This window comes from Wolbachia endosymbiont (group A) of Epistrophe grossularia, assembly GCF_947251435.1.
GTDB classification, from domain to species: Bacteria; Pseudomonadota; Alphaproteobacteria; order Rickettsiales; family Anaplasmataceae; genus Wolbachia; species Wolbachia pipientis.
In genome coordinates, this window is sequence record NZ_OX366363.1 from 923,734 (window position 1) to 948,130 (window position 24,397).

Consider the following 24,397-nt stretch of genomic DNA (forward strand, 5'->3'; position numbering starts at 1 on the left):
AACTCGGGGATTTTTTGTCTTTTTTTTCGTTTGGTAAATTTCTTAAACATTTATAGCTAACATGAACTGGGCAGCGCGTGACGCTGATTTACTTTATGACGGTGTCATCCCAGTGCCCAGACACTGGGATCCAGCCTTTTTATAATCATCAAAACGTTGTATTTTAACATAAAACGGCTACTTTTATGCTTACCAACTTAATAAAATTCCTGGATCCCAGTGGGCTTTGTTGCATCACACTTTATGAGATGGTGATTTATGGTAAATTCATGTAACTATCTCAAATTTAGCCATACCAATATCAGTGAATTTATTAAGCAAATAGCATTTGATTAGCAGTTCTTTTTCTCGATTTATCTCAGATTTATTCCTAAAACTAAATCCGAATATTTGCTTTAATCTTGAGAAAAACCCTTCAATATAAGATCTTTTCCCATAATTTACTTCTTTTTTCCATTCTTTCATGCCATCTTCACCGTATAATTTTATTAACCTAATAGCAGCATTCCTGTCAGACATATAATCTATTTCTGGATGTTCTGCCGCATTGTTTATTGGTGGAATTTTTGTCTTTATATCATATTCGTTACACAACTTATAAAACTTGTGCCTATCACATGCTCTATCTGCATATAGTGCTTTTATGGCATGCTGAAAATCAACTTCTTTTAGCAAATCACAAGCTCCATAGTGATCAGAGTAGACACCGTTACTGTATTTTACAGCTATGGCTTTTTTGTTGTTTATATTCAACATTACGTGCAATTTTCTCGTTTGCTCATAGCCACGATATTTTCTGTCAGTGCTATTTTCCTTGCTGTGACCAGGAGTGTTGTTGTATATACTAATTCCTGTACTGTCTATAGCAATTTCGATATCTTCCATATTATTTTTATCAATTCTGCAATCATTTATCTTAATATTAAGTTTCTTAAACCTTCTTGATGCTTGTGAATAGCTGATAACTGCCAAATCTCTTCCTATTTGTTGCAAATACCCTTTTATAAACCCGACTGTTTGTCTTAAACCAATTCTAAAGAAACTGACGATTATATGCACCAAAATCACAACTTTATCACTATAAATATAGTTGCCGCCCTGCATTTTTGGACAATTCTCGTACCAATTTTCTATGGCGTCATTGATATAACAAAAAATGCTTCCTCTTTCTTGGAGAAATTTGTTATATTCATGGCAGTTACTGACTCTCATTTTTTGTGGCATATTTTTTCTTCAACAGTTAAATGGCTATTTATAATGAATTTTGTCAGTAACTGCCAGTTCTTTTCACTTGAGCAACGCAACAAAGCCATCCCAGTGTCAAGCACTGGAATGACACCATTCTTTTTCCTGGATCCAAGTAGTCAGGGCACTGGGATGACAGGAGAAGGGGTTACTTAGATGACAGGAGAAGGGGCTACTTTGATCCTGGAGGGTGCAATTATTGTGCATGAATTTAAATGGTACAACTTATGACAATTATCTTCGCACCACAACGCTTGTGGAACTCAACATTTACTCGCCTATTTGGCTAATTTTTATTACAATTACAACAAAATAATTTTAGCTTTGATGAAAACTGTATATGTATGTCAATTCTGTGGTCATAGCACTGGCAGGTGGGTAGGGAAGTGTATTGCATGTGACAATTGGGATACAGTTGTTGAAGAAATAGCAGTAAAAACGGGCAAAAGAAGTATATCTGCGCCAATTTTAATAAAGACGTTATCGGGTAGCGAAATTATCACTCCAAGTCGTTTTTTAACAGGAATAGAAGAATTAGATAGAGTTTTTGGTGGGGGTATCGTTCAAGGTGCTAGCATTTTAATTGGTGGCGAACCTGGAATTGGGAAATCCACCCTTTTGCTTAGAATTGCAGCTAATGTTGTGCAACTTTCCTCTTTTGAATGTCTTTATGTATCTGGCGAGGAATCTTTAGAGCAAGTGAGCCTCAGAGCAAAGCGTCTTAAGATAGATGAACCTAAAATCAAGCTTTTGTCTACAGTGTCTTTAACTGATGTAGTAGCAACAATAAAGGAAAATAAAAGTATTAAATTCTTAGTAATTGACTCTATACAAACAATGTATGATAGCAGAATTACATCAGCACCAGGAACTGTAACTCAGGTCCGCACTTGCGCTCATGAATTAACCATTCTTGCGAAACAATATGGTATTTCTCTCTTAATAGTTGGTCATATAACTAAGGATGGACAAATAGCTGGACCTAAAACTTTGGAGCATATGGTGGATACGGTATTATATTTTGAAGGTGAAAATAGCAATCAATACCGCATTTTACGCACTATTAAAAATAGATTTGGCCCTGCAAATGAAATTGGTGTTTTTGAGATGTCTGAAGCAGGACTTGTACCTGTTGATAACCCATCATCATTGTTTCTGATGGCCCATGACAGAGAAGTAGTTGGCAGCGCCGTATTTGCAGGAATTGAAGGTTCAAGACCAATTTTAATGGAAGTGCAAGCATTAATAGCAGGGACTAATATGGCAACCCCAAGAAGGGCAGTAGTTGGGTGGGATATTAATCGATTGGCTATGATCATCGCGGTGCTAAATGCTCGTTGCAAAATGTTTTTGCATGATAAAGAGGTATACCTAAACATTGCAGGGGGACTCAAAATACAGGAACCATCGGCTGATCTTGCTGTTGCTGCTTCCCTTATTTCAAGTGTAGTAAATTTACCGCTGCCAACTTCTTCAATAATCTGCGGTGAAGTTGCACTTTCAGGAGAAATTAGGAATGTCTCGCATGCTGATCTCAGACTAAAAGAAGCACAAAAGTTAGGATTCAAAAAAGCAATTATGCCTAAAAATGGCAATTATTCTTCTCATGATATTGAGATAATTAAGCTTGGTCATGTAAGGGAATTAAGAGAAGTCTTTAATTACAATTAAATAATGCTTCAGCAAATTCTTTACTAGTAAACTCCCTTAAGTCCTCTATATTTTCGCCAATTCCTATAGCATGTAACTTTACCTTATAAGCTTCTGCAAGTCCAATTACTACTCCGCCCTTAGCGGTGCCATCTAGCTTTGTTACGATTAGCCCGGTAACATTGACCATCTTACTAAATGCCTCTAATTGGCTATAAGCATTTTGGCCGGTAGTTGCATCAAGAACTAAGATAACGTCATGAGGGGCAGTGTCATCCAATTTCTTTATCGTTCTATATATTTTTGATAATTCCTCCATAAGGTTCACATTATTTTGCAGCCTTCCTGCTGTGTCAATTAGAACAACATCAACGCTATCTTTCATAGCTTGACTTACAGCTCTATATGCCACACTCGCAGAATCGCTACCGTACTCTCCAGTAACGATAGAACAACCAGAGCGTTCTGCCCAAATGTTTAATTGTTCACTAGCAGCAGCTCTAAATGTATCGCATGCAACAAGCATAACGGACTTTCCCATCTCCTTATATTTATATGCGAGCTTACCTATAGTTGTGGTTTTACCATTACCGTTTACTCCGCATACCATTATTATGTGGGGTTTTTTATCCAAAACTAACGGCTGCACGACTGGATTTAATATAGCTTCTATTTCATTCACTAATTGCTGCGTGATAATATTATACTCAACTTCCTTGTCAAACTTGATGCTTGTGAGCCTATCGATAATCAACTTAGAAGTTTTATGACCAATATCCATGCTAATTAGCAATTCTTCTAGCTCATCTAAAAGCGACTGATCTAATTTTTTTTTGCCAGAAAAAATACTTTTCACCCCGTCGCTAAAGCGAGAAGAAGTTTTTAACAAGCCTTTATAAAGGTTACTAAACAAACTCAAGGGAATACTCCTTTTTAAATTATAAACTTAATACAGAGAATGACATGCACTACGTGAATTTGTAAAGTAAAATGCACTCACAAACCACATATTTTACTTTGCAAAAATTACTCTTTTTGAGTGTATTTTACTTTAGTTTTTAACCTAAATATGTTATAATGTAAAGTAGCAGTTTATAGGTAATTTTATGAGTTATAATGAGAAAATTTTAGATCATTATGAAAATCCAAGGAATGTTGGCTCTCTGGATAAAAATGATCCAAATGTTGGTACTGGTTTAGTTGGTGCACCATCGTGCGGTGATGTAATGAAATTGCAGATAAAGGTCAATGACAAAGGTGTTATTGAAGATGCAAAATTTAAAACTTTTGGTTGTGGTTCTGCCATTGCTTCAAGTTCTTTGTTAACAGAGATGATTAAAGGAAAAGCTATTGAAGATGTAACACAGATAAAGAATACTCAAATAGTGGAAGAGTTGTCTTTACCTCCAGTGAAGATACACTGCTCGGTGCTTGCTGAAGATGCTATAAAGGCTGCTATTCATGATTATCAAAGTAAACAAAATAAAGGTGGACATTGAGAACTAAAGCATGAGTGAATATCAAGGAGTAAACGCTATAAAGAAAGATAAAAAACTTATTACTATAACTGCGAAAGCAGTAGAAAGGATAAAGTATTTATTGGACCAAAAGAAGCATACTAACCTTGAGAAATCAGAAGAAGCAATAGGAATAAGAGTGCTAATTAAACAAAAAGGATGTTCTGGTTTAAAATATGATATTGAATATGCGTATGATACTCGTCCTTTAGAGTCGATAATTGAGGAAAACTGCAGTGATGACCAAAAAGTTAAAGTGTTGATCGATCCAAAATCCGTCATGTTTATTCTTGGCTCTGAAATGGATTATGTAGAAGAAAAATTTTCATCGGGTTTTGTTTTCAAAAATCCTAATGAGAAAGGAAAATGTGGTTGTGGAGAGAGTTTTCATGTCTAGCAGCTATTTTACATTGTTTGAAATTGAACCAACTTTCAATATCAGCTTTGATGAGTTAGAGAAAAAATATATTGAGCTAAGCAAAACTGATATAAATGAAAGACAGTCCCAAAACATGGAAAATATTAACAGAGCTTATCAGATACTAAAGTCACCGCTAAAACGTGCCGAGCATTTGCTAGATTTTTTTGATGTGAAAAGCCAAAAGGACCACTTAAATTCTGAAATATTAAGTGAATCAATGGAAATAAGAGAATATTTGCTGGACTGCGATGATCTACAATTTGCAAGCAGGATGATTGATGAAAAAATAAAAGGTTGCATTAAAAACCTAATTAACACTTTTGCTGTAAAGAATTTTGATGGAGCTGCTACACAAGTCTTAAGATTGAAATATTTATATAAGTCATTTGAGGAGGTGAAAAAGAATGCAACCGATTCAAATTTCTGAACCAAATTCAAGTGAAGTAGTTTTTGGTATAGATCTTGGTACTACCAATTCTTTAATTGCCATGGTAAATAAAGCTGGCAATGTGGAGATATTTAAAGATAAGCAGGGAAGAGAGCTACTGCCTTCTGCTCTTTCATATGAAAATAATACATTGAAAACTGGCTACGATGTCGGTCAAAACGCAATCTACTCAATAAAGCGTTTAATGGGTAAAAGTGTTAAAGATTTGAACAAGATGGGTGTTTATTTTGAAATAGATAACGAAAGTGAAAAAGTTATTAGAATAAAATGCGCAGAGGAAAAGTATCTTACTCCTATTGAGATTTCTGCTGAGATATTAAAAGCTTTATGTGAGAGGGTAAAAAAGTCTAAGGGGCTGGAAGTAAAAAAAGCAGTGATTACTGTGCCAGCTTACTTTGACGATTCAGCACGTAACGCAACTAAATATGCAGCAAAATTAGCTGGAATAGAAGTTCTTCGCCTCGTTAACGAGCCAACCGCTGCAGCGCTTTCTTACTCCATTGAAAAGAACAATAACAGTGGAATATATGCAGTTTATGACCTTGGTGGTGGAACATTTGATATTTCAATATTGAAATTGCATCAAGGAGTGTTTCAAGTTCTTGCGGTTGGTGGTGATACCAAACTCGGCGGTGATGATTTTGATCATTTGCTGAGTTCAATTGTGATTGATAAGTATAGAGAAAAGGTAGGTTTAAACAAAGAATGCTCTAGTGTCATCCCAGTCTGGGATCCAGAAAGTTTGATTACAAATGAACACACTAGAAAGTTATATAATAAGAACTGGATTCCAGTGTCAGCTACTTGCATGACAACACTTATTGAATCACGTATTGTAAAAGAATACCTGAGCGAAAACACCGTAGGCACTTTTGAATTCAATATTAACGGTGAATTATTTAAATGCGAATTTACTAGAGAAGAATTCGAGCAGGCAATCAGTTCTTTGGTCAATAAGACTATCAATATAGTTACTCGTACTATAAGCGACGTAGATCTTAAAATTGACGATATAAGAGGAGTAATTTTAGTTGGTGGTGCAACTAGAACACCATTGGTTCAAAATTCACTAGTTAAACTCTTTGGAAATAAAGTACTAAATGACGTGGATCCGGATAAAGCAGTTGCTATTGGGGCAGCTCTGCAGGCTCATGATTTAACTTCGAGCTCAAAAGATAGGAATATTCTCCTGGATGTTCTACCTTTATCACTTGGCATAGAAACTATGGGAGGCATAGTTGAAAAAATCATACCAAGAAATACACCACTACCAGTTTCAGAGATAAAAGAGTTTACAACTTATGTTGATGGGCAACCAGCAATGAAAATTCACGTTTGTCAGGGAGAACGTGAAATGATAGAGGATAACAAATCTCTAGCGCAGTTTGAACTAAAAGGTATACCGCCACTGCCTGCAGGTTCTGCAAGAATTGAAATAGAATTCACAGTTAACGTTGACGGAATCTTGACTGTTACTGCAAGAGAAAAAGCTACCAGAATCGAGCAGACAGTTGAAGTAAATTCAAGTTTTGGCTTGAGTGAAGCTGATGTTCAAAATATGGTTAACCAGTCAATAAACAGCTTTGATGAAGATATGAAGGCTCGTTCCCTTGCAGGTGCTAAAATTAATGGAAATAAACTCATACACTTGGTTGAAAACAATAATAACCTTTCCACTGATCAAAAGTTGAAAAACCTATTACAAAACGCAAAAAACGCTTTACAAGGCAATGACTTGAATGAAATTAACAACGCTATCGCCGAGTTAGAAAATTCTTCTTTAGAGTTGTGTGAATTAACAAATAGGTAGAAAAAGCTTACACAACCTTGTGCAATACTCTATTTAATCTCAGAGCGACAGGTAGTCTGAAGTTAAATGGTAACCAATCGACCTTTCCTAATTTAAATGATAAACCAACTATACTTACACGCCCAATGATATTTTCCATTGGTACAAAACCAACTTCAGGAAACCTGCTATCCAAAGAATTATTTCTATTGTCTCCCATAACAAAAAATTGATCGTTAGGTACATAATAAACCGGAGTGTTATATGATAGCTTATTAGAAATGTTATCTACCAAAATCTCATGCTCCTTGCCACTTAAAAGCGTTTCTATATATCTTGGTATGTTACGATTCGACTCATAATCAAAAAAACTTTCAATTTGCCTTCGCTCTACTTTCTGATCATTTAGGTATAATTCTCCCTCTATCATTTGCACTTTGTCACCTGGTGTTCCTATTACTCGCTTAACAAACCTGATGCTGTCATTTCTTGTGGGTTTGAAAACTACTATGTCGCCACGCTTTGGAGGGGTATAAAAAATCCTGCCGCTAAAAATGTTTGGAGAAAATGGAAATGAGTGTTTACTGTAACCGTATGAATATTTACTAGTAAAAATGTAATCCCCTTCAAGTAGGGTGCTTTTCATTGAACCAGAAGGTATATGAAATGGCTCGAATAAAAAACTACGTATTGATAGCGCAATCAACAGTAAAAAAAACAATGAAGATAAAAATCTTCCCGTTCTTATCACCCAGTTTTTGCTTAGTTCTTCCAACTTTTCCAACTTTGTTTTTCTTATAGATTAAGCTTATTATAATACATAAATTAAAAAATGGTAATATGAAATTTTACTTGTGAATGTTATTCCTCTATTCAAAACAATTTTAAAAAGGCGGTTCATTTCTTTCAACGGTGTCATCCAAGTAGCGTGACACATAACTGTACGAACATTGCAATTTGCAGGTGGCAGATGAAAGTAGCTGATGCACATCTGTACGAACATTTGCTTTTGTTAAGGTAATATGGTGTTATGAAAGTAGCTGACACTGGAATGGCTTTGTTGCATCGCTACTTATGAAAGGCTAACTATAGTTAGGATTATAAGCAACCTATTGAAAATCTTGTTTCTTTGCAATCAATCTGATCAAATTTAAGAATAGTAATTTGTTATTTATATTAATAAATTTAATTCTATTGAAAATAGCTAAAGCATTGAAATTCTTGAATTTTAGCCAGATTGGTGAGTGGTAGTGAAATTTCTTTTACTCAAATTTAGGTATTCACTGACCGTTCTTGTTATAAATACCAGAATAATAAGCTACTGATATTCCCTATCTTTTTTATCTTTAATCCATCATAGCTAGCGATGCAACAAAGCCCACTGGAATCCAGGTTGTAACCGTTCACGGATTGTGAGAATGAATAAAGAACTAAGCAGTCGTAACTTTTGGAAGGGATTTTGGCCATTGAGACTTGATGTCAAAAATATCGACAACATTCTTTCCACAAATCTTTCTCCATGTTCCGACCAGGTGAAAAAGCTGTTTTTACGATAGCCGTCTAATTTGCCGTTCTGCAAGGTTGTTGATTGACTTCAGGCTTTCGTAAAAACTTCCACACCATATCCTCGGCCTTAACATCTTAATGGCCATTCTCAAACCATTTACAAGCCTTGTCATTTCATGCCCCCCCTTTTTGCATTAGTTGTGTAGCATCTTTTAATATTAGCAAGGCCTATAATAGTGCAACACTGCCTTACGTATTGCCAATCCAAATTCTACTTGCTGTAAAATAACACAATCTGCTACATCGCTGCTAATCTCAATCCCTCTGTTTATTGGCCCTGGGTGCATAACAATCGCATCTGGTTTTGCGTATGATAGCTTTTGTGAATCAAGTCCATACAAATAAAAATATTCTTTCTCTGAAGAACTATTATTCATGCGCTCTTTCTGCAATCTCAAAAGCATAATTACGTCAGCATCCTTTATACCTTCAATTAATGAATAATGGACTGAATCTACTTCAGGAAAATGCTTACAAATCAAAGTTGGTGGTGCGACCAAGTTTATCTCTGCTCCAAACATTTTTAGCAACCTTATATTTGACCTTGCAACTCTGCTGTGCAGAATATCTCCACATATCACAACTTTGAGGTCCTTTATTTGCTTTTTGTGATTGCTGATTACAAGATAGTCTGCAAGAGCTTGAGTTGGATGTTCACTACTTCCATCGCCTGCATTGATTAGCGAGCAGTTAACATACTTTGCCAGTGTATTAATGATACCACTACTTTTATGCCTGATTATTATGTAATCAGGATTCATTGCATTTAATGTTTTGATCATGTCTTTTAGATCTTCTCCCTTGTTAATAGAAGAAGATCTTATTGGCAAAGTTACAACATTTGCTCCAAGGCTTTTTGCTGCTATTTCAAAAGACGCAAGTGTACGCGTTGAATCTTCAAAGAATAAATTTATTACTGTCTTATTTTCCAAGATATGACTATTTGCAACTTCTTTTTTAAGGTACTGGTTGGCCAACTTAGTTATATTTTCTACATCATCGACTGTAAGGTCTGAGATGTTTAACAAATTCCTTCTCTTGTTCATAGTTTCCTTTTCAACTACTTGAACCTATTCTACTTTCTTATTACCTTTTTTCAATAGACTTCTTGTGCAGCAATTGTTTTGGTGAAAGAACGGAAAAAGATAGTAAAGTCAAAATTAAGTTAGAAGGAAGAAAAAGTTCAGCGAGTCAAGAGTAAGGTATATTAGCATAAATCTTTCATCCCAATGTTTAGTGGCGCTGGGGATTACTTCCACTTACACTCATCCGCTATCATAACAGCCTCAAAAAGATGCTTCTCAAGTTCACTTAGAGGCAAATCACTTTGTGAATAATTTCCCCAAGATTTTAGTATATCGGAAGTTTCAACGCCTTCAATAATAGGATATTCTTGGTTTTTTTTAGCGTATAACTCTTGAGCCTGCTTGCTTACTAAAAATTCCAATAAGACTATAGCATTTTCCCTGTTTTTTGCGTTTTTTGTTACTGCTGCACCACTGATGTTTACCATTACACCGTGATCGTTGCGATTAGGAAAAAAAGCCCCTAGCTTGTCTGCAACATTCTTTTTATTTTCTGATGAAAGAATTCTCGCAAAGTAGTAGCTGTTTACTATTGCAACATCTCCCTCACCCGCTGCTACGGCGTAAATTTGATCAGTATCACCACCACTTGGTTTTCTTGCCATATTGCTCACAATTCCGCTTACCCATTCTTTCGTCTTTTCAAAACCATTATTTGCAATCATAAAAGCAATTAACGATCTGTTATATGGACTTGTAGAAGAACGCACTAATATTTTTCCTTTCCATTTTTCATTTGCTAAATCTTCATAAGTACTTAAGTCCTTAGGGTCTACTGACTCTTTATTGTAAACCAATATCCTAGCTCTTTTTGTAAGACCAAACCAATAATCTTCACTGTCTCTAAATCTTGCAGGTATAACACTTTTTAAAACCTCTGAATCTACTTGAGATAAAAGTCCTCTTTTTTTTGCTAGAATTAAGTTGATTGCATCAGCAGTCAAAAATAAGTCAGCTTCACCACCGTTTTCCATTCGTGAAAGTAGCTGAGAATAATCATCAATGATGTAACGTACTTTAATACCTGTATTTTTCGTGAATTCATCAAACAAAGTACGTACTAATTCTTCTTTGCGCGATGAATAAACATTTACCACTTGTGAGTCATTAGTTCCGTCGTTTCTGTATAAATAAGTAATAACTATCAATATAATTGCTATTAAGGATGTGAATATAAAGGCTTTTTTCATATTGGATAAAAAATAACTTCTTTCAGTTAAAGTTACCAAGATGGTACAACTTTAGCAAGTGTAAAGTTCGTTAGATAAATCATAAAAACTTCCTTGACAAGCTTCGCCAGCCCCCTTATTATAACACTGAAGCTATTTATTTATCTTCGCAATCTCTGCAGTGGATTAATGACAAAAAACTTAATGTATTTGGCGTAAATCATGCTTAATTTTTTGCATTATGTGCACCTTATGTCTTTATAAAATTTCTAGGTTTTTACCTAATATAAGCTGAAATGCGCTATTTAAAACATTAAAAAACGCCAACTTAAAAAATGGATAGTGAATAACTAGCTACCCTAGGGTTTCTTTTGCCTTTTTTTCTGTTTAGTAAATTGTATCCGTTCAGCCAATGGCGTCAACTTAAGGAAAAATATCAGCGATAGTGTATAAAATTTCTCTCTAAAACTTTTACCATTAAATTATCCAGAAGCCGCAGGAAACAGCACTTTTGTTTCTATTTTATTTCAACAAAGAAGTTTAAAATGTGTCCTTTTTAGGTGAAACATGCAAAAAGGAAAAAATTTTATTCTACAAATTATAGCTCTTTTCATAAAAGTCCGGATGTGATAGGATAAGGGTAGATGATGATAAGGAGGTTGAATGCCAGCAGCATATAGTTATGATTTAAGAAAAAAAGCAATGGAAGCACTAGACGAAGGAGAAAGCAGAGAAACAGTGGCAGCAAGATTTAAGATTGGACGAACTACTTTATGGGAGTGGCAGCAAAGAAGAAAAGAAACAGGAGACTTTCAATCAAAAAAACTTGGAAATGGGGGTTACAATCACAAAATTACCGACTGGGATACCTTTGCCAAATTTGCCAGAGAACACGGAGGAAAGACTCTATCGGAAATGGCTAAACTTTGGAACAACGTTAGTATCCAAACGATCTATCGAGCCCTTAAAAAAATTGGATTTACGCGCAAAAAAAGACATATGGATACAAGGAAAGAAACGAAGAAAAACGTGCTGAATTTTTGAAAATTATAGCGACAAAAGAACCTAAAAACTTAGTGTATATAGATGAGTCTGGCATTGATAACACCGAAGACTACCCCTACGGATATTGCCAGAAAGGACAGCGGTTTTATGCCTTAAAATCTGGAAAGAAAACTCAACGAATCAGTATGGTTGCAGCCTTAAGTGGAAGAAAGATAGTTGTTCCGTTAACCTTTGAAGGCCACTGTAATATGGATGTTTTTAATGGATGGTTTGAGCAATTTTTGACACCGATCTTGGAACCTGGACAGACTGTCATTCTTGACAATGCTACTTTTCATAAGTCTGATAAGATTATCGAGCTTGCTAAAGGGGTTGGTGCAGAAATTTTGTATCTGCCGCCTTATTCTCCAGATTTCAACAAAATTGAGCATCATTGGTTTGCTATAAAAAACAGAGCCAGGAAAAACATTCCTCTATTCGAATCCTTTCGTCGTGCTGTTGATTCTGCCTTCCTATGACCTGTTTGGACTATTATGAGAAATGCTATAAAAATATAATATACTCGAAAGCTTTTCAGAGAATCCATTGTGTTGAGTTTTACACGAACAAGAAAACTTCCTTTTTCGACAGTATTTTCTATGATTTTAAAGTTAGTTAAAAAAAGTTTGGGAATAGAATGTGAACTTATGGAGCCATTGACATGTACCCTCAAAGCAAGCTTTTTCTAAAGCAAGGTATAAGATTTGCCATACAGGCTTTCAAGAATTTAAGCATCCAAACAGCCTATCAGGATGAACCTGAGTTGGAGAGGCTATAGACTTATTGCAGCAGATGGTTCTGGTATGAGATTACCCAGCTCTGAGGAAATTGTATCCGAGTTTGGCCGCTTTAAACCAAATGGAACAACAGGCACCATTGGCAATTTGTTTGTTGATTTGTGTACTTCGCTGATTTGTAGTGCTCGTCTTGCGGCTTGGAATATAGGTGAACAAACGTTGGCGGAAGAGCAATTACCCGAAGTTATCACTCAAATGCGTTCATTAAATCAAAAGAAATTATTATTTATCTATGATCGTGGTTATCCTTCAGTAAAATTCATTCAGCAGCATTATGATTTGGAAGTAGATTTTATTTTTCGCTTGCAAAAAAGAAATTATAGCAAGCTATGGGAACGCTGGAGAATTAGATTTCGATTTTATATTAGAAAATGAAAAGCTAAAAAATAAAATGAAAGGACAGAAAGTAAGAGTTATAGTGCTGACATTAGCCAACGGAGAAACAGAGGTATTGATTACTTCACTTTTTGACCGAGTAAAATTTACTTTGGAAGATATCAGCAAAGCTTATGTGTTAAGGTGGCATATAGAGGAGTGCTATAAACGACTCAAAATAGGTGCAGAATTAGAGAATTTTTCTGGCGTAAATTTAGAGGCTGTATTACAAGAATTTTGGGCAAACTTAGTCATGTGTAATATATTGTCGCTTCATATGTGTGATGCACAAGGGCCTTGGAATCCAGATCAAATTGCTGAGTATCGTTTAAATTTTTCAGTTTTATTTGGTGTAATGAGGCAGAAACTCTATCAGGTACTTATTGCGCCAAAAAACTTTCAAGCCCTTTTTAAGTATACGCGCTAAAGTTAAAATCCGACCAGGACGATTGTATAGCCGCGATAAGGTAGATAAGCCCAAACGCCATCATGTCTTTAGGAGAGTTTGCTAATGGAGGCTCTTAAGTTGACGCCATTGGCTGAACAGATACATAACATTTGCTATACAGAAACTCTGCGATACCAAAATAAATAAAGAGGTACGCCACTTGCAGTGAATAAGCTTGCGATCAGCAAGGTATTCACAGAAGTTTCAAATATTACCCAGCAGCAAAAGGTTGTTGCTATACTGCCAATTAAAAATTTGTAACAACTCTTTTCTTGCACAATAACTTTGAGAAAAGCAAGACTGCATGCAAGGTAAACAAATAAAAATGAAACTACAGAAAAGTCGATAATTGATGTGATCTGCTTAGCAAAATTGTTGCTTGAAGTGAGGATTAGTAAAGTTGCAGTTCCAACTGAGCTAGTTGTTATGCCCCAGAAAGGAGAACCGTGCTTGTTTCTTTGAGCAAAAAACTGCGGCATCAGTTTATCTTTTGCAAGGCCAAGGGCCACTTGTCCACTAGCTAGTACCCAAGCGTTTAAAGTACCAACACAAAAAATGAACGCAGTTATAGAAATAATCAAGTGCCAATTGCCAGAGGCCATAATTTTTATTGCGTCAACATATGGTGCTCTTGAACTTGCTAAATCATTGCCATTTATTAATCCCATAATTGCAAGATTGTTGATAAAATACACAACAGCAACAGAGATTGTTCCAAGTACCACAGCTCCTGGTATTGTTCTAGCTGGATTATCAACTGACCCTGCAGGTGCTGTTGCCAATTCAACTCCAATAAAACCCCATAGAGTAATAAGTGTAGAACGGGCAAGAATCTGCGATGTTGTAAGATTTGATATTTCTTCACTTATGATGAAGTTATTTCTATCAAAAAAAAACAATGCTGCTATAGGTATTACAAGCAATACAGAAATTTTTATCACCGTCAATAAAAACTCAACACGTCCAGCAGTAGCTACTCCTCTAAAATTTATTAGTGTAATAATTGTAAGTAATAACATCTCTAAAAACAGATGTACGTTTTGAATATCTTCATGGAAAAATGGTGTAAGATAACTAACACCCACAACTATTACGGCTGTTGTGCTAACCCATGAGATCACCCAATACGTCCAACCAACAAAAAAAGCTGCAGCAGGGCCAAAAGCATGCTTTACATAAACGTGAGGGCCACCCGTTTCTGGAAATTTTGCACAGAGTAAGGCAAAAACCAAAGCAAGAGATATAGCACCAAGCCCTGATATTATCCAGCTTATGAGGCTATACATGCCATATGGAGCAAGGCTAATTGGAAGCATAAAAATTCCAGAGCCAATTTGGCTGCTAATCACTAAGGCAAAAATAGCCCAAAAACCTATTTTATTTGACACAATAATTTTTGTCTAAATAGATTAACAATATAACTGAAGCTCAGAAATTTCAATCAATCTTTATAAAAAATTGCATTTTTCTCAATTTATTTCTAAAATAGATTATGTTAACAGATTATTAAGAGGGGGTTATGAATCCAAGGTTAAAAAAATTTTTGGTTGTTTGTGGGTATGTTTTATTAGTTGGTGCTGCTATTGGAGCAATTTTTTTATTTGACTACTTACTTGAGATCTTTATTAGTGTGCTTCATGCATTCCTTCTTGCTAAAACTTCAAGTGAAGTATTAGCCTCTTTTGGAACACTTGCAGTTTTACTTGCCACTTGCGTTTTGTGCTACGGACTGCATAAGCTCTGTTCTATTTTTACAGAAAAGATTACAAGCAGCTATCAATCTTTCAAAAATGAAAACAGTGATGATAACATTTTTTCTGAAGTATATAATGACCCAACAATAGGGTTGAAAGATAAGATTCTATTTTTCTCTATATATTTAATATATTGCATTCAATTACCATTTTTGTACTGTGCATCGAAGGTATCAGAGCTCAGCAGAATGTTATCAAATAGTAGAGCAATAGGTGCTAGAATATGTTTAGTGCTTATCAATACTATATTATTAATCCCAGTGGCACTTCTTGAGTTAATAAAATATCCATTAGTAAAACTCTTTTCACCTTTGGGTTTGAATGTAAAGCAGCTAAGCTTTTTGTTTAATGTAAGTGATGTGGGCACTAGTAGTCAGAGTGTTCATACTAGAAGTTTTCAGCAAAGCGTTATTGAATGTGCCAAAAAATTAAAGGAAGAACATGGTACTCCGTCAAATAAGCTGGATGAAGAGTTTAAAAGTTATATAAGCGGTTTAACAAGTCAGCAAAAACGAATGATAGAACCTTATCTAAGATTGGATGGTTATGAAACTGGGGAGTGGGTAAATTGGGCAGATTCACAAACCGGATTGACATTGACACAGGCTATAAATTTAGTTTTAATTGCGGCAAGAAAGTAAAATGCAGATATAGAATTATTGAAGTCTATATTACTGGTTCGCTTTGAGGAAAGTAATCGCCAATGTGGTCCTGGAATGCTCAACCGTATCATTTATGCATTAAGTGGTCTTAAAGCGGAAAATAATTTTGCAGCTCAACTAGAGCCTCAGCCAATAGGAAAGTTGGCTAGTGATGCTACTAAAAGATTTCTTGAGAAATATGTGGATAAGCACTACCATAAAATAAAAGTTTTGAAAGAAAATTTTGATAATTTGTATTCACCAAGTTCTGGGGTGGATTTGAGCAGCGTGAGTGATGAAGTAAAGGATGGCATTTCTTATACAAGAGATGCTATAAAAGAATTTGTGTTTAAGGAATTATATGTAAAGTTTTATAACGACTATGGAGAACATATTCGGAGAGGGCAAATAAAACAAAGGCTAAGAGAATTAATAACAGATGAAGTCATAGATGCAGCAATATCTTATAAGATAGACGAGATAGAAATTCCTGCAGAACCACTTACTTATCTTGAAAGAGTAAAAACATTTTTTGGAGGTCATGCAAGGTCTTCTGCTGCTTAGTGGTTTAGTTCGTGCTATATAGCTAAACTAACTTAGATTTACTGACAATTTTAAAACAACAAATTCGTCATTCCGCTACTAGTTAGCGGAATCTATACCGCGAATGAATCCATAGCTGTACGAACATTGTGATTTGAGAGCAATTTCCACAAGGGAGGGTGTCATTCCAGTGCTTGGCACTGGAATCCAGCCTTTATTATGCAGCCACTTGGTTGAAATTAAGTCTTCTGGATCCCAGTGTCTAGGCACTGGGATGACACCATTTGCTGTGCAATTTACCTTCAAAAATGAATGTTCGTACAGCTATGGAATGAATCGTGGTATGACGCGTTAGCTATAGCTTTGTCTTCCCTTTTCTGAATGGCTTGCAAGCTGCTATCTCTACAAAAACTATATTTTTCTTCAGAAGAGAGTTATATTGTAACTATGGACAAAATAATCATAAAAAAATTTGGTGGGACTTCGCTAACTGATTTAAACCGAGTTGCAAATTTGATAAAAAACGATATTGAGAAAGGTTGTAATGTAATCGTTGTTGTATCTGCTGTTGCAGGATTTACTGACCAAATGGTTTTTCAGGCTAGGCAAATCTCAAATTTAAGTTATAGACAAGAGTTATCAGAGTATGACGTTATGCTTTCAGCAGGAGAACAAATCTCTTGCGGTCTATTAGCTATCACTCTCCAATCGATCGGAGTTAATGCTAAATCGTGGCTTGCCTGGCAGTTACCAATTGTAACTGATGATTTTTATTCTGAGTCTAAAATAAAAACAATAAAGATTGAACGTGTGAAAAGATCTTTTGCTGAGGGTTATACTGCTGCGATCATTGCTGGTTTTCAGGGTATAAATGATGATAGAATCACTACTTTTGGAAGAGGAGGCTCTGATATATCAGCAGTTGCCTTCGCGGTAGCCTTTGGTGTTAGAACTTGCGAAATTTTTACTGATATTGATGGAATATATACAGCAGACCCGAGAATTGTTCCAAAGGCACGCAAGCTCAAATTTATCTCTTACGATGAAATGTTGGAAATGTCGTCATCTGGTGCTAAAATACTGCATAATCGTTCAGTACAACTTGCAATGAAACATAACATTAAAGTGCAAGTGCTATCCACTTTTAAGGAAGTAGAAGGCACCACAGTGCTACACAAAAGGGATGTACTAGAGAGATACTTAATTACTGGAATAACTTATAGCACTAATGAAGCTCTTGTAACTTTCACTAACCTTGCAAATAACTTGCGTACTTTAAGAGATATAGCAGGAGCAAACGTTAAAATTGATATGATACATGGGTCAAGTTTTGTTATCTCCAAATTTGATATTGATTTAATGGAAAAGTTACTGAATAAGAATGAAAATTATGCTATAAACGATAATGTAGCTAAAATTTCAATAATTGGTATTGGTGTTATGTCTAACACTGAAGTGATGCACCGCACACTCAAGGTTTTAAGCGAAAAAAAGATAGAAATACTTGCTATCACAACATCTGAAATCAAAATCAGTATAATTGTTCAAAAAGAATGCGCTGTAGCTTTAGTCAAAGATTTACATACTGAGTATGAGCTTGATATGCAGCACTAGGATAGGCTTGACGTCCAGTTGTCTAAGAGTATGTCTTGAAAAGGAATGAGGAAAAAAATATGATAGTGTAAGTAAAAAATAGGAGGGAAAATTGTATCCAAGTGATATAAGTGATAAGGAATGGGAAATTTTGGAGCCACATGTTGCACAAGGAAAGATAGGGAGGCCAAGAAAGCACAATATCAGAACAATTATTAATGCAATAAGGTATATAATGAGAGGTGGTTGTCAATGGAGAATGCTGCCGAAAGATTTTCCTCCATGGAAGACGGTGTATGACTATTTTCTCAGGTGACGTAGTAATGGCAAATTGGAAAAAATACATAATATGCTAGTAAAAGAGGTAAGAAAAATGTTTGGTAAAAATGAAACACCTTCAGTAGGAATAATTGACAGTCAATCAGTAAAAACCACTCAAAAAGGGGATCCAGAGGATATGATGCTGAAAAAAAAATAAAGGGTAGAAAACGTCATATTGTTGTAGATACAGTGGGCTTAATTATTGCGGCTGATGTTCATAGTGCAAGTGTTCAAGATCGTGATGGTGCTCTAAATCTTTTCACTCAAGCTAAATACAAGGCTCCAACTTTACGTAAGTTTTTTGCTGATCAAGGATACATAGCAAAACCGCTGTTTATTGGAGACAGGATACGATTACCAAGAAAGCTGTTGATGTTACAGGATTTTTCGACAATCTGGACCACAATTTAGCACTGCAGGCTATCAAGAAGCACACAGACTGCAAATGGGTCATACTGTATGTTGAAAGGTGGATGAAATCCCCTATTCAGCAAGCAGATGGCAGTAAGGTAGTTAGGGAAAAAAGGAGTTCCGCAAGGAGGTTCAATAAGCCCAATCATTTCAAACATATTTATGCACCATGCATTTGATATATGGATGAAACAAAATCACCCAACAGTACCATTTGAAAGATATGTGGATGATGTGATAGTGCACTGCAGAACTAAAAGACAGGCAGAATTTATGCGAGCAGCAATTGAAGAAAGATTGGCACAATGTAAGCTAAAATTGCAACCTGATACCAATGCCATTCCAAAACTCCATCATTATACTGCCTTAGTATAACCTTCTCACTTCTATTGTCTATTTGTTTGTTATGTAATAGAAATTGGTATGAGATTGAAGAATTAAGTGTGAACGGTTACAGAATTTTTGCCAGGAGAAACATATAGTTAAAGTAATTCAGATTTGTAAGATATGTTTATCTGCAATTATAGCTTCAACAGTAGGCAATGTTGCTTTTAATTACCTCAACATTTTCTCTTGGCAATTCTTTAATGAACCGAGAAGTGCGCATCGGTTGCCACTGGTTGTTAATTTCCCTCCTATCTGCACATGAAATGATTAACCTTTCTTTGGCTCTGGTTATGCCAACATATGCGAGTCTCCTTTCTTCTTCTAAAGCTTTACCACTTTTGTCATCAAAAGATCTTTGATGAGGAAATAATCCCTCTTCCCAACCAGGTAGAAACACGCACGGGAATTCAAGTCCTTTGGCTGCATGAAGAGTCATAACATATACGGTGTCATCGTTATTCATATTATCCACTTCCATCACCAGACTTATATGCTCCAAGAAAGTTGTGGCATTATCGAAATTTTTTAAAGATGAGATGAGCTCTTTAACATTTTCTATTCGTGCTAAGCCTGTTACCTCCTCATTTTCAAGCATTTCAATATATCCTGATTGGTTTGCTACGATTTTAACGAATTCATGCAGTGGTTTTACGCTTACTATTTCTTCCCAAGCTTTAATTTTATTTAAAAAATCGTTGAGTGAGAGTTTAATTCTTTCGGTTACCTGATTACTATTAACTAATATTTTTGCTGCCTCAAAAAAAGAAATTTTGTTATCCTGAGCAGTCGTGTATATTTTCTTTAGAGTTGTAGCTCCTATGCTTCTTTTTGGCCGATTTACTATCCTTTCGAAAGCTAAGTCATCGTTATTGTTTGTAACAAGTCTTAAATATGCAATTATATCCCTGACTTCCTGACGTTCGTAGAATTTTACGCCACTTATAATCTTGTAGGGAATTGAATATTTTATAAAATACTCTTCCAGAACTCTAGTTTGAAAAGTGGCCCTTACCAGCACTGCAATTTCACTAAATCTGTATTTATTGAGCTTTAATATCTGTTCGCTTATGAACCTTGCTTCAGCTTTCCCATCCCATAATTTTATTAGATTTACCTTTTCCCCTTCAATGTTTGTTGTCCACAATTTTTTTTCTAAGCGAGTCTTATTGTGATTGATAACATATGACGCAGTTGCAAGTATGTGGGATGTTGACCTGTAGTTACACTCTAGTTTAACGGTTTTTGCATTTTTAAAATCATCAGAAAACTTCAAAATATTTTCAACTTCTGCACCACGCCAACTATATATCGACTGGTCATCATCTCCTACACAGCAAATATTTGAGTGCTCTTTTGCAAGGTATTTTAGCCAAAGATATTGTATCGCATTTGTATCTTGATATTCATCTACCATAACATATTTAAACTTGTTTTGGTAGTAGGACAGAACTTCGGTCTTTTGATTAAAGAGCTGTATGTTATATAGCAATAAGTCACCAAAATCGACAGAATTAAGGAATTTCAACCTTTCCTGATACTGGTGATAGACTTTGAGTGCAGTTACATATACTGGCCTAAATGATTGAATATCTTCCACTTCAGATGGCAATAAGCACTTCTCTTTCCATTGCTGAATAATATTCATAATGGTCTTACATTTTTCTGATAGGTAATCAGGATTTATTTCATTGATAATATTTTTTATTACCTGTAATTGGTCATCCACACCAATGATTGTAAAATTGGGGTTTAAGCCCACAATTTCTGCGTGCAGGCGCAAGATTTTTGCTGCAATTGCATGGAAAGTGCCAAGCCATGGTATGTTTGTGCCCGTTAGCTCAAGTACCCTTGATACCATCTCATTTGCTGCTTTATTTGTAAATGTAACTGCTAATATCTCATCAGAATAAGCGTGACCGTTTCTAATTATGTGTGCTATTCTTGAAGTAATCGTTCTTGTTTTTCCCGTCCCGGCTCCTGCCAGTATCAAAACTGGTCCATCTATGTTAGTTACAGCTGATTGTTGTTCTGGATTTAGCAGTGAGAGATAATCGTTCATCGTAGCCCTATAGATTATAACTTCGTAAAGTTAAACCTATGATTGAAATATTGTAAAGGTTTTATTGAATAGAACAGTTAAAGAATGCTTCACTCAAGTACTACATATTTAAACGTAGGTTTTACATCTATTTTGTTTTAGTAGTTTCAGGTGTATGTCGAGTAACAACAACTTGATTTGAGGTATTGGCACCAGAACTTCTGCTTGTTGGGTGGATAAGTGGAGTTTGGAATGGCTTATATGTACGCCTTCATTTCTATTTCTTCAGCTTTATAATAATTTAAAATGGAGCTGGAGCTTTGTAGTACAATGTTTTCAAACGTTTAATATAATATTGACTTTACCACGATAGTCACTTTAAATTAGTAACTATTGTTGCAGTTAAAGTATCGATGCCTTTTTTCTTTTATTTTTTTGCAATTCTCAGCATTTTATCTGCTGTATGCGTAATTAGTGTAAGAAATCCTGTGCATGCAGTATTATTTTTAATTTTCACCTTCGTTAACTCTGCAGTTCTTTTCATTCTCCTTGGAGCTGAGTTCATTGCTATGATGGTGATGATAGTATACATCGGTGCGGTTGCGGTGTTGTTCCTCTTTGTAGTTATGATGCTCGATATTGACTACATAAGGTTGCGCCAGGGTTTTGCAAAGCATTGCACTCTTGGTGCTATGTTGTGTGTTGTGTTTTTTCTAGTCATCAGCTTTGTAATCCGCAGCTCAGCACCGAATATAAGCAATGTTATAAACTATAATACCAATAATGTGAAAGCTATTGGTAATTTGCTGTATACCGACTACATGTACGCTTTTCATCTTTCTGGTATTCTGCTGCTTGTTGCAATTGTCGGTGCAATTGCTCTTACTTTGCAGGACAAGAAAAAAGGAGTTAAAAAACAGAATGTATTAAAGCAATTGACACAATCTTCATCTGTAAAATTGATTAAGGCTAAATTTGGAAAAGGAGTAGAATGGAAATAGGATTAAATCACTTTTTGATAGTTGCTGCTGTTTTGTTCACTATTGGAGTGTGCGGTATTTTCATCAACCGTAAGAGCATAATCAATATATTGTTATCAATAGAAATATTATTGCTGGCAATTAATATCAACTTAGTTGCTTTTTCTGCCTTTATGAATGATATAGTTGGGCAAATTTTTGTGATGTTTGTGTTGACTGTTGCGGCAGCAGAGTCAGGAGTTGGGCTTGCAATATTGGTTGTATATTATAGAAGCCGTGGCAATATAGATGTTGAACAAGCAAATTTAATGAAAGAATGAAAGTATGATGGATATACTGAAATTAATAGTATTTTTGCCACTTTTTGGTTCGCTATTTGCAGCACTTTTTAGAAAAAGTCAGTTAGTTACAACGGCAGGGATTGGAATATCTGCAGTTTTATCTTGGTATGTTTTTCTCACCTTCTCTGAAAATTATCACTTGAGTTTATTTCCTTTGTTTTCATTGAGCATCTTAAAAGTAAATTGGGCAATTAGTGTGGATGCTCTCTCATCCTTAATGCTTATTGTTATTACCACCGTTTCACTGGTAGTACATCTCTACTCTATCGGTTATATGGAGCATGATAAGGGGAAGTCGAGGTTTTTTTCTTACCTATCGCTATTTACGTTTTGCATGATTGTGCTGGTTGTAAGCGATAATTTCGTGCAGCTTTTTTTTGGCTGGGAAGGGGTTGGCCTATGTTCTTATTTACTCATAGGATTTTGGTTCCAAAAATATTCTGCAAATAATGCAGCAATTAAAGCATTTGTTGTGAATAGGGTAGGAGACTTTGCACTATTGATTGGAATCTTTCTTATTTATTATACATTTCACTCTTTGAATTTTACTGAAGTTTTTGACACAACTGATCTTCTTGGCACGCAGAACATTAGGGCATTCTGCTGTGAATTCAAAGTAACTCATATAATATGCATATTACTTTTTATTGGCTGTATGGGTAAATCTGCACAGCTTGGTTTACATGTTTGGTTGCCAGATGCAATGGAAGGGCCAACTCCTGTTTCTGCACTTATTCACGCAGCAACGATGGTAACAGCAGGTATATTTTTAGTAGCAAAGTGTTCTCCATTGTTTGAGTTATCAAATGTGGCACGAGAATTAATAGTTATCGTTGGAGCACTCACTGCTTTTTTTGCAGCCACCGTTGCAATTACTCAGAACGATATAAAGAAAATAATTGCTTATTCAACCTGCAGTCAACTTGGTTATATGTTCATGGCATGTGGGCTTTCTGCTTACAATGTTGCTATTTTTCATTTAATGACACACGCTTTTTTTAAAGCTCTACTATTTCTTGGTGCTGGCAATGTGATTCATGCAATGCATCATGAGCAAAACATTCAGAAAATGGGAAATTGCTGGAAGAAAATCCCTTGCACTTACGCTCTCATGTGGATTGGATCTCTTGCGCTTTCTGGGATATTCCCATTTGCAGGTTTTTATTCAAAGGATTTGATAATTGAACATGCTTATAGCACGGATAGCTTTGCTTTTGTAATAAGCTTAGTTGTTGCATTCTTCACAGCGTTTTACTCTTGGAGGTTATTGCTTCTTGTGTTCCACAGCCAAAAACAAAGTAAAATTAATATACATGAGGCACCAAAGATTATGCTTATACCATTACTGATACTCGCTTTTGGATCAGTATTTTCTGGAATATGGGGAGCAAATATTTTGAACATAACTAGTAATGCGTTTTGGAAATCAAGTTTAGTGATGATTGATGAGCATGGAGTTCATAATTTCTTTATAAAACTACTGCCAACCTTAACAAGCCTAAGTGGAATAGCACTTGCGTACCTAATTTACCAATATCAAGTAATTAGGCAAATTAAGAGTAAATTTTTACTTAAGTTTTTGCAGAATAAATGGTACTTTGATGAGGTGTATGAGTTTGTTATAATTGCACCGATAAGGTTTATATCTAGGCTTCTATGGAAGTTTGATGTTAAGGCTATTGATTCATTTGGACCAAATGGTGTTGTAAGGTTGGTTAATGAATGTTCAAAAAGTTCTATAAAGTTACAAACTGGTTATATATTTGATTATGCATTTATTATGTTTGTTACTTTAATAATCGGTGCTTTATATATTATTGGAATTAAATAGAAG

General features: G+C 35.4%; 24 protein-coding genes and 2 pseudogenes. 18 read left to right on the plus strand and 8 right to left on the minus strand.

Annotated features, from left to right (window positions below; all coding sequences use genetic code 11):
* Window positions 1-267 precede the first annotated feature (267 nt).
* Window positions 268-1,224, minus strand: coding sequence for an IS5 family transposase (locus tag OPR28_RS04450; RefSeq protein ID WP_265023581.1), 957 nt, complete (start codon window positions 1,222-1,224; stop codon window positions 268-270).
* A 33-nt stretch (window positions 1,225-1,257) separates the two neighbouring features.
* Here OPR28_RS04450 and OPR28_RS04455 point away from each other — a divergent pair, with 33 nt between their 5' ends.
* Complete coding sequence (locus OPR28_RS04455) at window positions 1,258-1,401, plus strand: hypothetical protein (protein ID WP_265023582.1); 144 nt, start codon at window positions 1,258-1,260, stop codon at window positions 1,399-1,401.
* A gap of 171 nt (window positions 1,402-1,572) precedes the next feature.
* Window positions 1,573-2,916: a DNA repair protein RadA gene (gene radA, locus OPR28_RS04460; RefSeq protein WP_253303013.1), complete on the plus strand. Its 1,344-nt coding sequence runs from the start codon at window positions 1,573-1,575 to the stop codon at window positions 2,914-2,916.
* On the opposite strand, the gene ftsY is transcribed toward radA, so the two are convergent.
* Window positions 2,903-3,814: a signal recognition particle-docking protein FtsY gene (ftsY, locus tag OPR28_RS04465; RefSeq protein WP_253303012.1), complete on the minus strand. Its 912-nt coding sequence runs from the start codon at window positions 3,812-3,814 to the stop codon at window positions 2,903-2,905. The two genes, radA and ftsY, sit on opposite strands and share 14 nt — an antisense overlap.
* A gap of 187 nt (window positions 3,815-4,001) precedes the next feature.
* On the opposite strand from ftsY, the gene iscU reads away from it, so the two are divergent.
* Genes iscU through OPR28_RS04485 form a run of 4 tightly spaced genes read left to right on the plus strand, consistent with a single transcriptional unit; the run spans window position 4,002 to window position 7,091 of the window.
* A complete protein-coding gene (gene iscU / locus OPR28_RS04470) occupies window positions 4,002-4,394 on the plus strand; it encodes a Fe-S cluster assembly scaffold IscU (RefSeq protein ID WP_182319561.1) in 393 nt (130 codons plus the stop codon).
* Between the two features lie 10 nt (window positions 4,395-4,404).
* A complete protein-coding gene (locus OPR28_RS04475) occupies window positions 4,405-4,809 on the plus strand; it encodes a HesB/IscA family protein (RefSeq protein ID WP_077188307.1) in 405 nt (134 codons plus the stop codon).
* On the plus strand, window positions 4,802-5,260 hold the full coding sequence (locus tag OPR28_RS04480; protein WP_174516069.1) for an iron-sulfur cluster co-chaperone HscB C-terminal domain-containing protein: 459 nt from the start codon (window positions 4,802-4,804) through the stop codon (window positions 5,258-5,260). Before OPR28_RS04475 ends, OPR28_RS04480 begins: the two co-directional genes overlap by 8 nt.
* Window positions 5,238-7,091: an Hsp70 family protein gene (locus OPR28_RS04485; RefSeq protein ID WP_265023583.1), complete on the plus strand. Its 1,854-nt coding sequence runs from the start codon at window positions 5,238-5,240 to the stop codon at window positions 7,089-7,091. The genes OPR28_RS04480 and OPR28_RS04485 overlap by 23 nt, the downstream gene beginning before the upstream one ends.
* A 7-nt stretch (window positions 7,092-7,098) precedes the next feature.
* On the opposite strand, the gene lepB is transcribed toward OPR28_RS04485, so the two are convergent.
* The 3 genes from lepB to OPR28_RS04500 all read right to left on the minus strand — a co-directional run bounded on the left by lepB (window position 7,099) and on the right by OPR28_RS04500 (window position 10,911).
* Window positions 7,099-7,845 carry a signal peptidase I gene (lepB, locus tag OPR28_RS04490; RefSeq protein WP_077188309.1) on the minus strand — a complete coding sequence of 249 codons (747 nt, stop codon included), beginning with the start codon at window positions 7,843-7,845 and terminating at the stop codon, window positions 7,099-7,101.
* Between the two features lie 949 nt (window positions 7,846-8,794).
* Entirely contained in the window at window positions 8,795-9,682 is an 888-nt protein-coding gene (locus OPR28_RS04495) for an aspartate carbamoyltransferase catalytic subunit (protein ID WP_006280416.1), read from the minus strand.
* A gap of 203 nt (window positions 9,683-9,885) precedes the next feature.
* A complete protein-coding gene (locus OPR28_RS04500) occupies window positions 9,886-10,911 on the minus strand; it encodes a Fe(3+) ABC transporter substrate-binding protein (RefSeq protein ID WP_010082338.1) in 1,026 nt (341 codons plus the stop codon).
* A 642-nt stretch (window positions 10,912-11,553) separates the two neighbouring features.
* Here OPR28_RS04500 and OPR28_RS04505 point away from each other — a divergent pair.
* A protein-coding gene (locus tag OPR28_RS04505; protein ID WP_264705388.1) for an IS630 family transposase occupies window positions 11,554-12,413 on the plus strand; the annotation gives its coding sequence in 2 pieces (ribosomal slippage) (window positions 11,554-11,878 and window positions 11,878-12,413; 861 coding nt in all).
* A pseudogene (locus OPR28_RS04510) lies at window positions 12,410-13,618 on the plus strand (IS4 family transposase). Before OPR28_RS04505 ends, OPR28_RS04510 begins: the two are co-directional and overlap by 4 nt.
* Window positions 13,619-13,667: 49 nt before the next feature.
* On the opposite strand, the gene OPR28_RS04515 reads toward OPR28_RS04510, so the two are convergent.
* Window positions 13,668-14,942 (minus strand): APC family permease, encoded by a 1,275-nt coding sequence (locus OPR28_RS04515; protein ID WP_265023584.1) that lies wholly within the window; start codon window positions 14,940-14,942, stop codon window positions 13,668-13,670.
* 131 nt (window positions 14,943-15,073) lie between these two features.
* Between OPR28_RS04515 and OPR28_RS04520 the strand changes: the two genes are divergently transcribed.
* Window positions 15,074-15,949, plus strand: coding sequence for a hypothetical protein (locus tag OPR28_RS04520; protein ID WP_265023585.1), 876 nt, complete (start codon window positions 15,074-15,076; stop codon window positions 15,947-15,949).
* 18 nt (window positions 15,950-15,967) lie between these two features.
* Window positions 15,968-16,513 carry a hypothetical protein gene (locus OPR28_RS04525; RefSeq protein ID WP_265023586.1) on the plus strand — a complete coding sequence of 182 codons (546 nt, stop codon included), beginning with the start codon at window positions 15,968-15,970 and terminating at the stop codon, window positions 16,511-16,513.
* A gap of 114 nt (window positions 16,514-16,627) precedes the next feature.
* On the opposite strand, the pseudogene OPR28_RS07145 reads toward OPR28_RS04525, so the two are convergent.
* Window positions 16,628-16,804: pseudogene (locus OPR28_RS07145) on the minus strand (WPE palindromic element domain-containing protein); the annotation flags it as partial.
* Between the two features lie 135 nt (window positions 16,805-16,939).
* On the opposite strand from OPR28_RS07145, the gene OPR28_RS04535 reads away from it, so the two are divergent.
* The 5 genes from OPR28_RS04535 (at window position 16,940) to OPR28_RS04555 (ending at window position 19,192) form a co-directional block, all read left to right on the plus strand.
* Window positions 16,940-18,106, plus strand: a complete 1,167-nt coding sequence (locus tag OPR28_RS04535; RefSeq protein WP_010962950.1) for an aspartate kinase — start codon at window positions 16,940-16,942, stop codon at window positions 18,104-18,106.
* Window positions 18,107-18,197: 91 nt separating this feature from the next.
* Window positions 18,198-18,401 (plus strand): IS5 family transposase, encoded by a 204-nt coding sequence (locus OPR28_RS04540; RefSeq protein ID WP_007549940.1) that lies wholly within the window; start codon window positions 18,198-18,200, stop codon window positions 18,399-18,401.
* Window positions 18,402-18,434: 33 nt separating this feature from the next.
* A complete protein-coding gene (locus tag OPR28_RS04545; RefSeq protein ID WP_255317429.1) occupies window positions 18,435-18,563 on the plus strand; it encodes a hypothetical protein in 129 nt (42 codons plus the stop codon).
* A 17-nt stretch (window positions 18,564-18,580) separates the two neighbouring features.
* Window positions 18,581-18,817 carry a hypothetical protein gene (locus OPR28_RS04550; RefSeq protein ID WP_238513961.1) on the plus strand — a complete coding sequence of 79 codons (237 nt, stop codon included), beginning with the start codon at window positions 18,581-18,583 and terminating at the stop codon, window positions 18,815-18,817.
* 162 nt (window positions 18,818-18,979) lie between these two features.
* The gene (locus OPR28_RS04555) at window positions 18,980-19,192 is read left to right on the plus strand and encodes a hypothetical protein (protein ID WP_265023587.1); all 213 of its coding nucleotides are present in this window, start codon (window positions 18,980-18,982) and stop codon (window positions 19,190-19,192) included.
* Window positions 19,193-19,346: 154 nt separating this feature from the next.
* Here the strand turns inward: OPR28_RS04555 and OPR28_RS04560 are convergent, their stop codons facing one another.
* Window positions 19,347-21,263, minus strand: coding sequence for an ATP-dependent helicase (locus OPR28_RS04560; protein ID WP_265023588.1), 1,917 nt, complete (start codon window positions 21,261-21,263; stop codon window positions 19,347-19,349).
* Window positions 21,264-21,655: 392 nt separating this feature from the next.
* On the opposite strand from OPR28_RS04560, the gene OPR28_RS04565 reads away from it, so the two are divergent.
* From OPR28_RS04565 to nuoL, 3 genes are read left to right on the plus strand one after another with little or no spacing between them, the layout of a single operon-like run.
* The gene (locus OPR28_RS04565; protein ID WP_006279581.1) at window positions 21,656-22,243 is read left to right on the plus strand and encodes an NADH-quinone oxidoreductase subunit J; all 588 of its coding nucleotides are present in this window, start codon (window positions 21,656-21,658) and stop codon (window positions 22,241-22,243) included.
* Complete coding sequence (gene nuoK, locus OPR28_RS04570) at window positions 22,234-22,542, plus strand: NADH-quinone oxidoreductase subunit NuoK (RefSeq protein ID WP_006012916.1); 309 nt, start codon at window positions 22,234-22,236, stop codon at window positions 22,540-22,542. The genes OPR28_RS04565 and nuoK overlap by 10 nt, the downstream gene beginning before the upstream one ends.
* Window positions 22,543-22,546: 4 nt before the next feature.
* Window positions 22,547-24,394, plus strand: coding sequence for an NADH-quinone oxidoreductase subunit L (gene nuoL, locus OPR28_RS04575; protein WP_049973600.1), 1,848 nt, complete (start codon window positions 22,547-22,549; stop codon window positions 24,392-24,394).
* The last annotated feature ends 3 nt before the right edge of the window (window positions 24,395-24,397 follow it).

Coding starts and splice junctions, on each gene's coding strand:
- OPR28_RS04450 (WP_265023581.1), bottom strand. CDS start 1,224: ATGCCACAAAAAATGAGAGTCAGTAACTGCCATGAATATAACAAATTT.
- OPR28_RS04455 (WP_265023582.1), top strand. CDS start 1,258: ATGAATTTTGTCAGTAACTGCCAGTTCTTTTCACTTGAGCAACGCAAC.
- radA (WP_253303013.1), top strand. CDS start 1,573: ATGAAAACTGTATATGTATGTCAATTCTGTGGTCATAGCACTGGCAGG.
- iscU (WP_182319561.1), top strand. CDS start 4,002: ATGAGTTATAATGAGAAAATTTTAGATCATTATGAAAATCCAAGGAAT.
- OPR28_RS04475 (WP_077188307.1), top strand. CDS start 4,405: ATGAGTGAATATCAAGGAGTAAACGCTATAAAGAAAGATAAAAAACTT.
- OPR28_RS04480 (WP_174516069.1), top strand. CDS start 4,802: ATGTCTAGCAGCTATTTTACATTGTTTGAAATTGAACCAACTTTCAAT.
- OPR28_RS04485 (WP_265023583.1), top strand. CDS start 5,238: ATGCAACCGATTCAAATTTCTGAACCAAATTCAAGTGAAGTAGTTTTT.
- OPR28_RS04495 (WP_006280416.1), bottom strand. CDS start 9,682: ATGAACAAGAGAAGGAATTTGTTAAACATCTCAGACCTTACAGTCGAT.
- OPR28_RS04500 (WP_010082338.1), bottom strand. CDS start 10,911: ATGAAAAAAGCCTTTATATTCACATCCTTAATAGCAATTATATTGATA.
- OPR28_RS04520 (WP_265023585.1), top strand. CDS start 15,074: ATGAATCCAAGGTTAAAAAAATTTTTGGTTGTTTGTGGGTATGTTTTA.
- OPR28_RS04535 (WP_010962950.1), top strand. CDS start 16,940: ATGGACAAAATAATCATAAAAAAATTTGGTGGGACTTCGCTAACTGAT.
- OPR28_RS04545 (WP_255317429.1), top strand. CDS start 18,435: ATGCTAGTAAAAGAGGTAAGAAAAATGTTTGGTAAAAATGAAACACCT.
- OPR28_RS04555 (WP_265023587.1), top strand. CDS start 18,980: ATGCACCATGCATTTGATATATGGATGAAACAAAATCACCCAACAGTA.
- OPR28_RS04560 (WP_265023588.1), bottom strand. CDS start 21,263: ATGAACGATTATCTCTCACTGCTAAATCCAGAACAACAATCAGCTGTA.
- OPR28_RS04565 (WP_006279581.1), top strand. CDS start 21,656: ATGCCTTTTTTCTTTTATTTTTTTGCAATTCTCAGCATTTTATCTGCT.
- nuoK (WP_006012916.1), top strand. CDS start 22,234: ATGGAAATAGGATTAAATCACTTTTTGATAGTTGCTGCTGTTTTGTTC.
- nuoL (WP_049973600.1), top strand. CDS start 22,547: ATGATGGATATACTGAAATTAATAGTATTTTTGCCACTTTTTGGTTCG.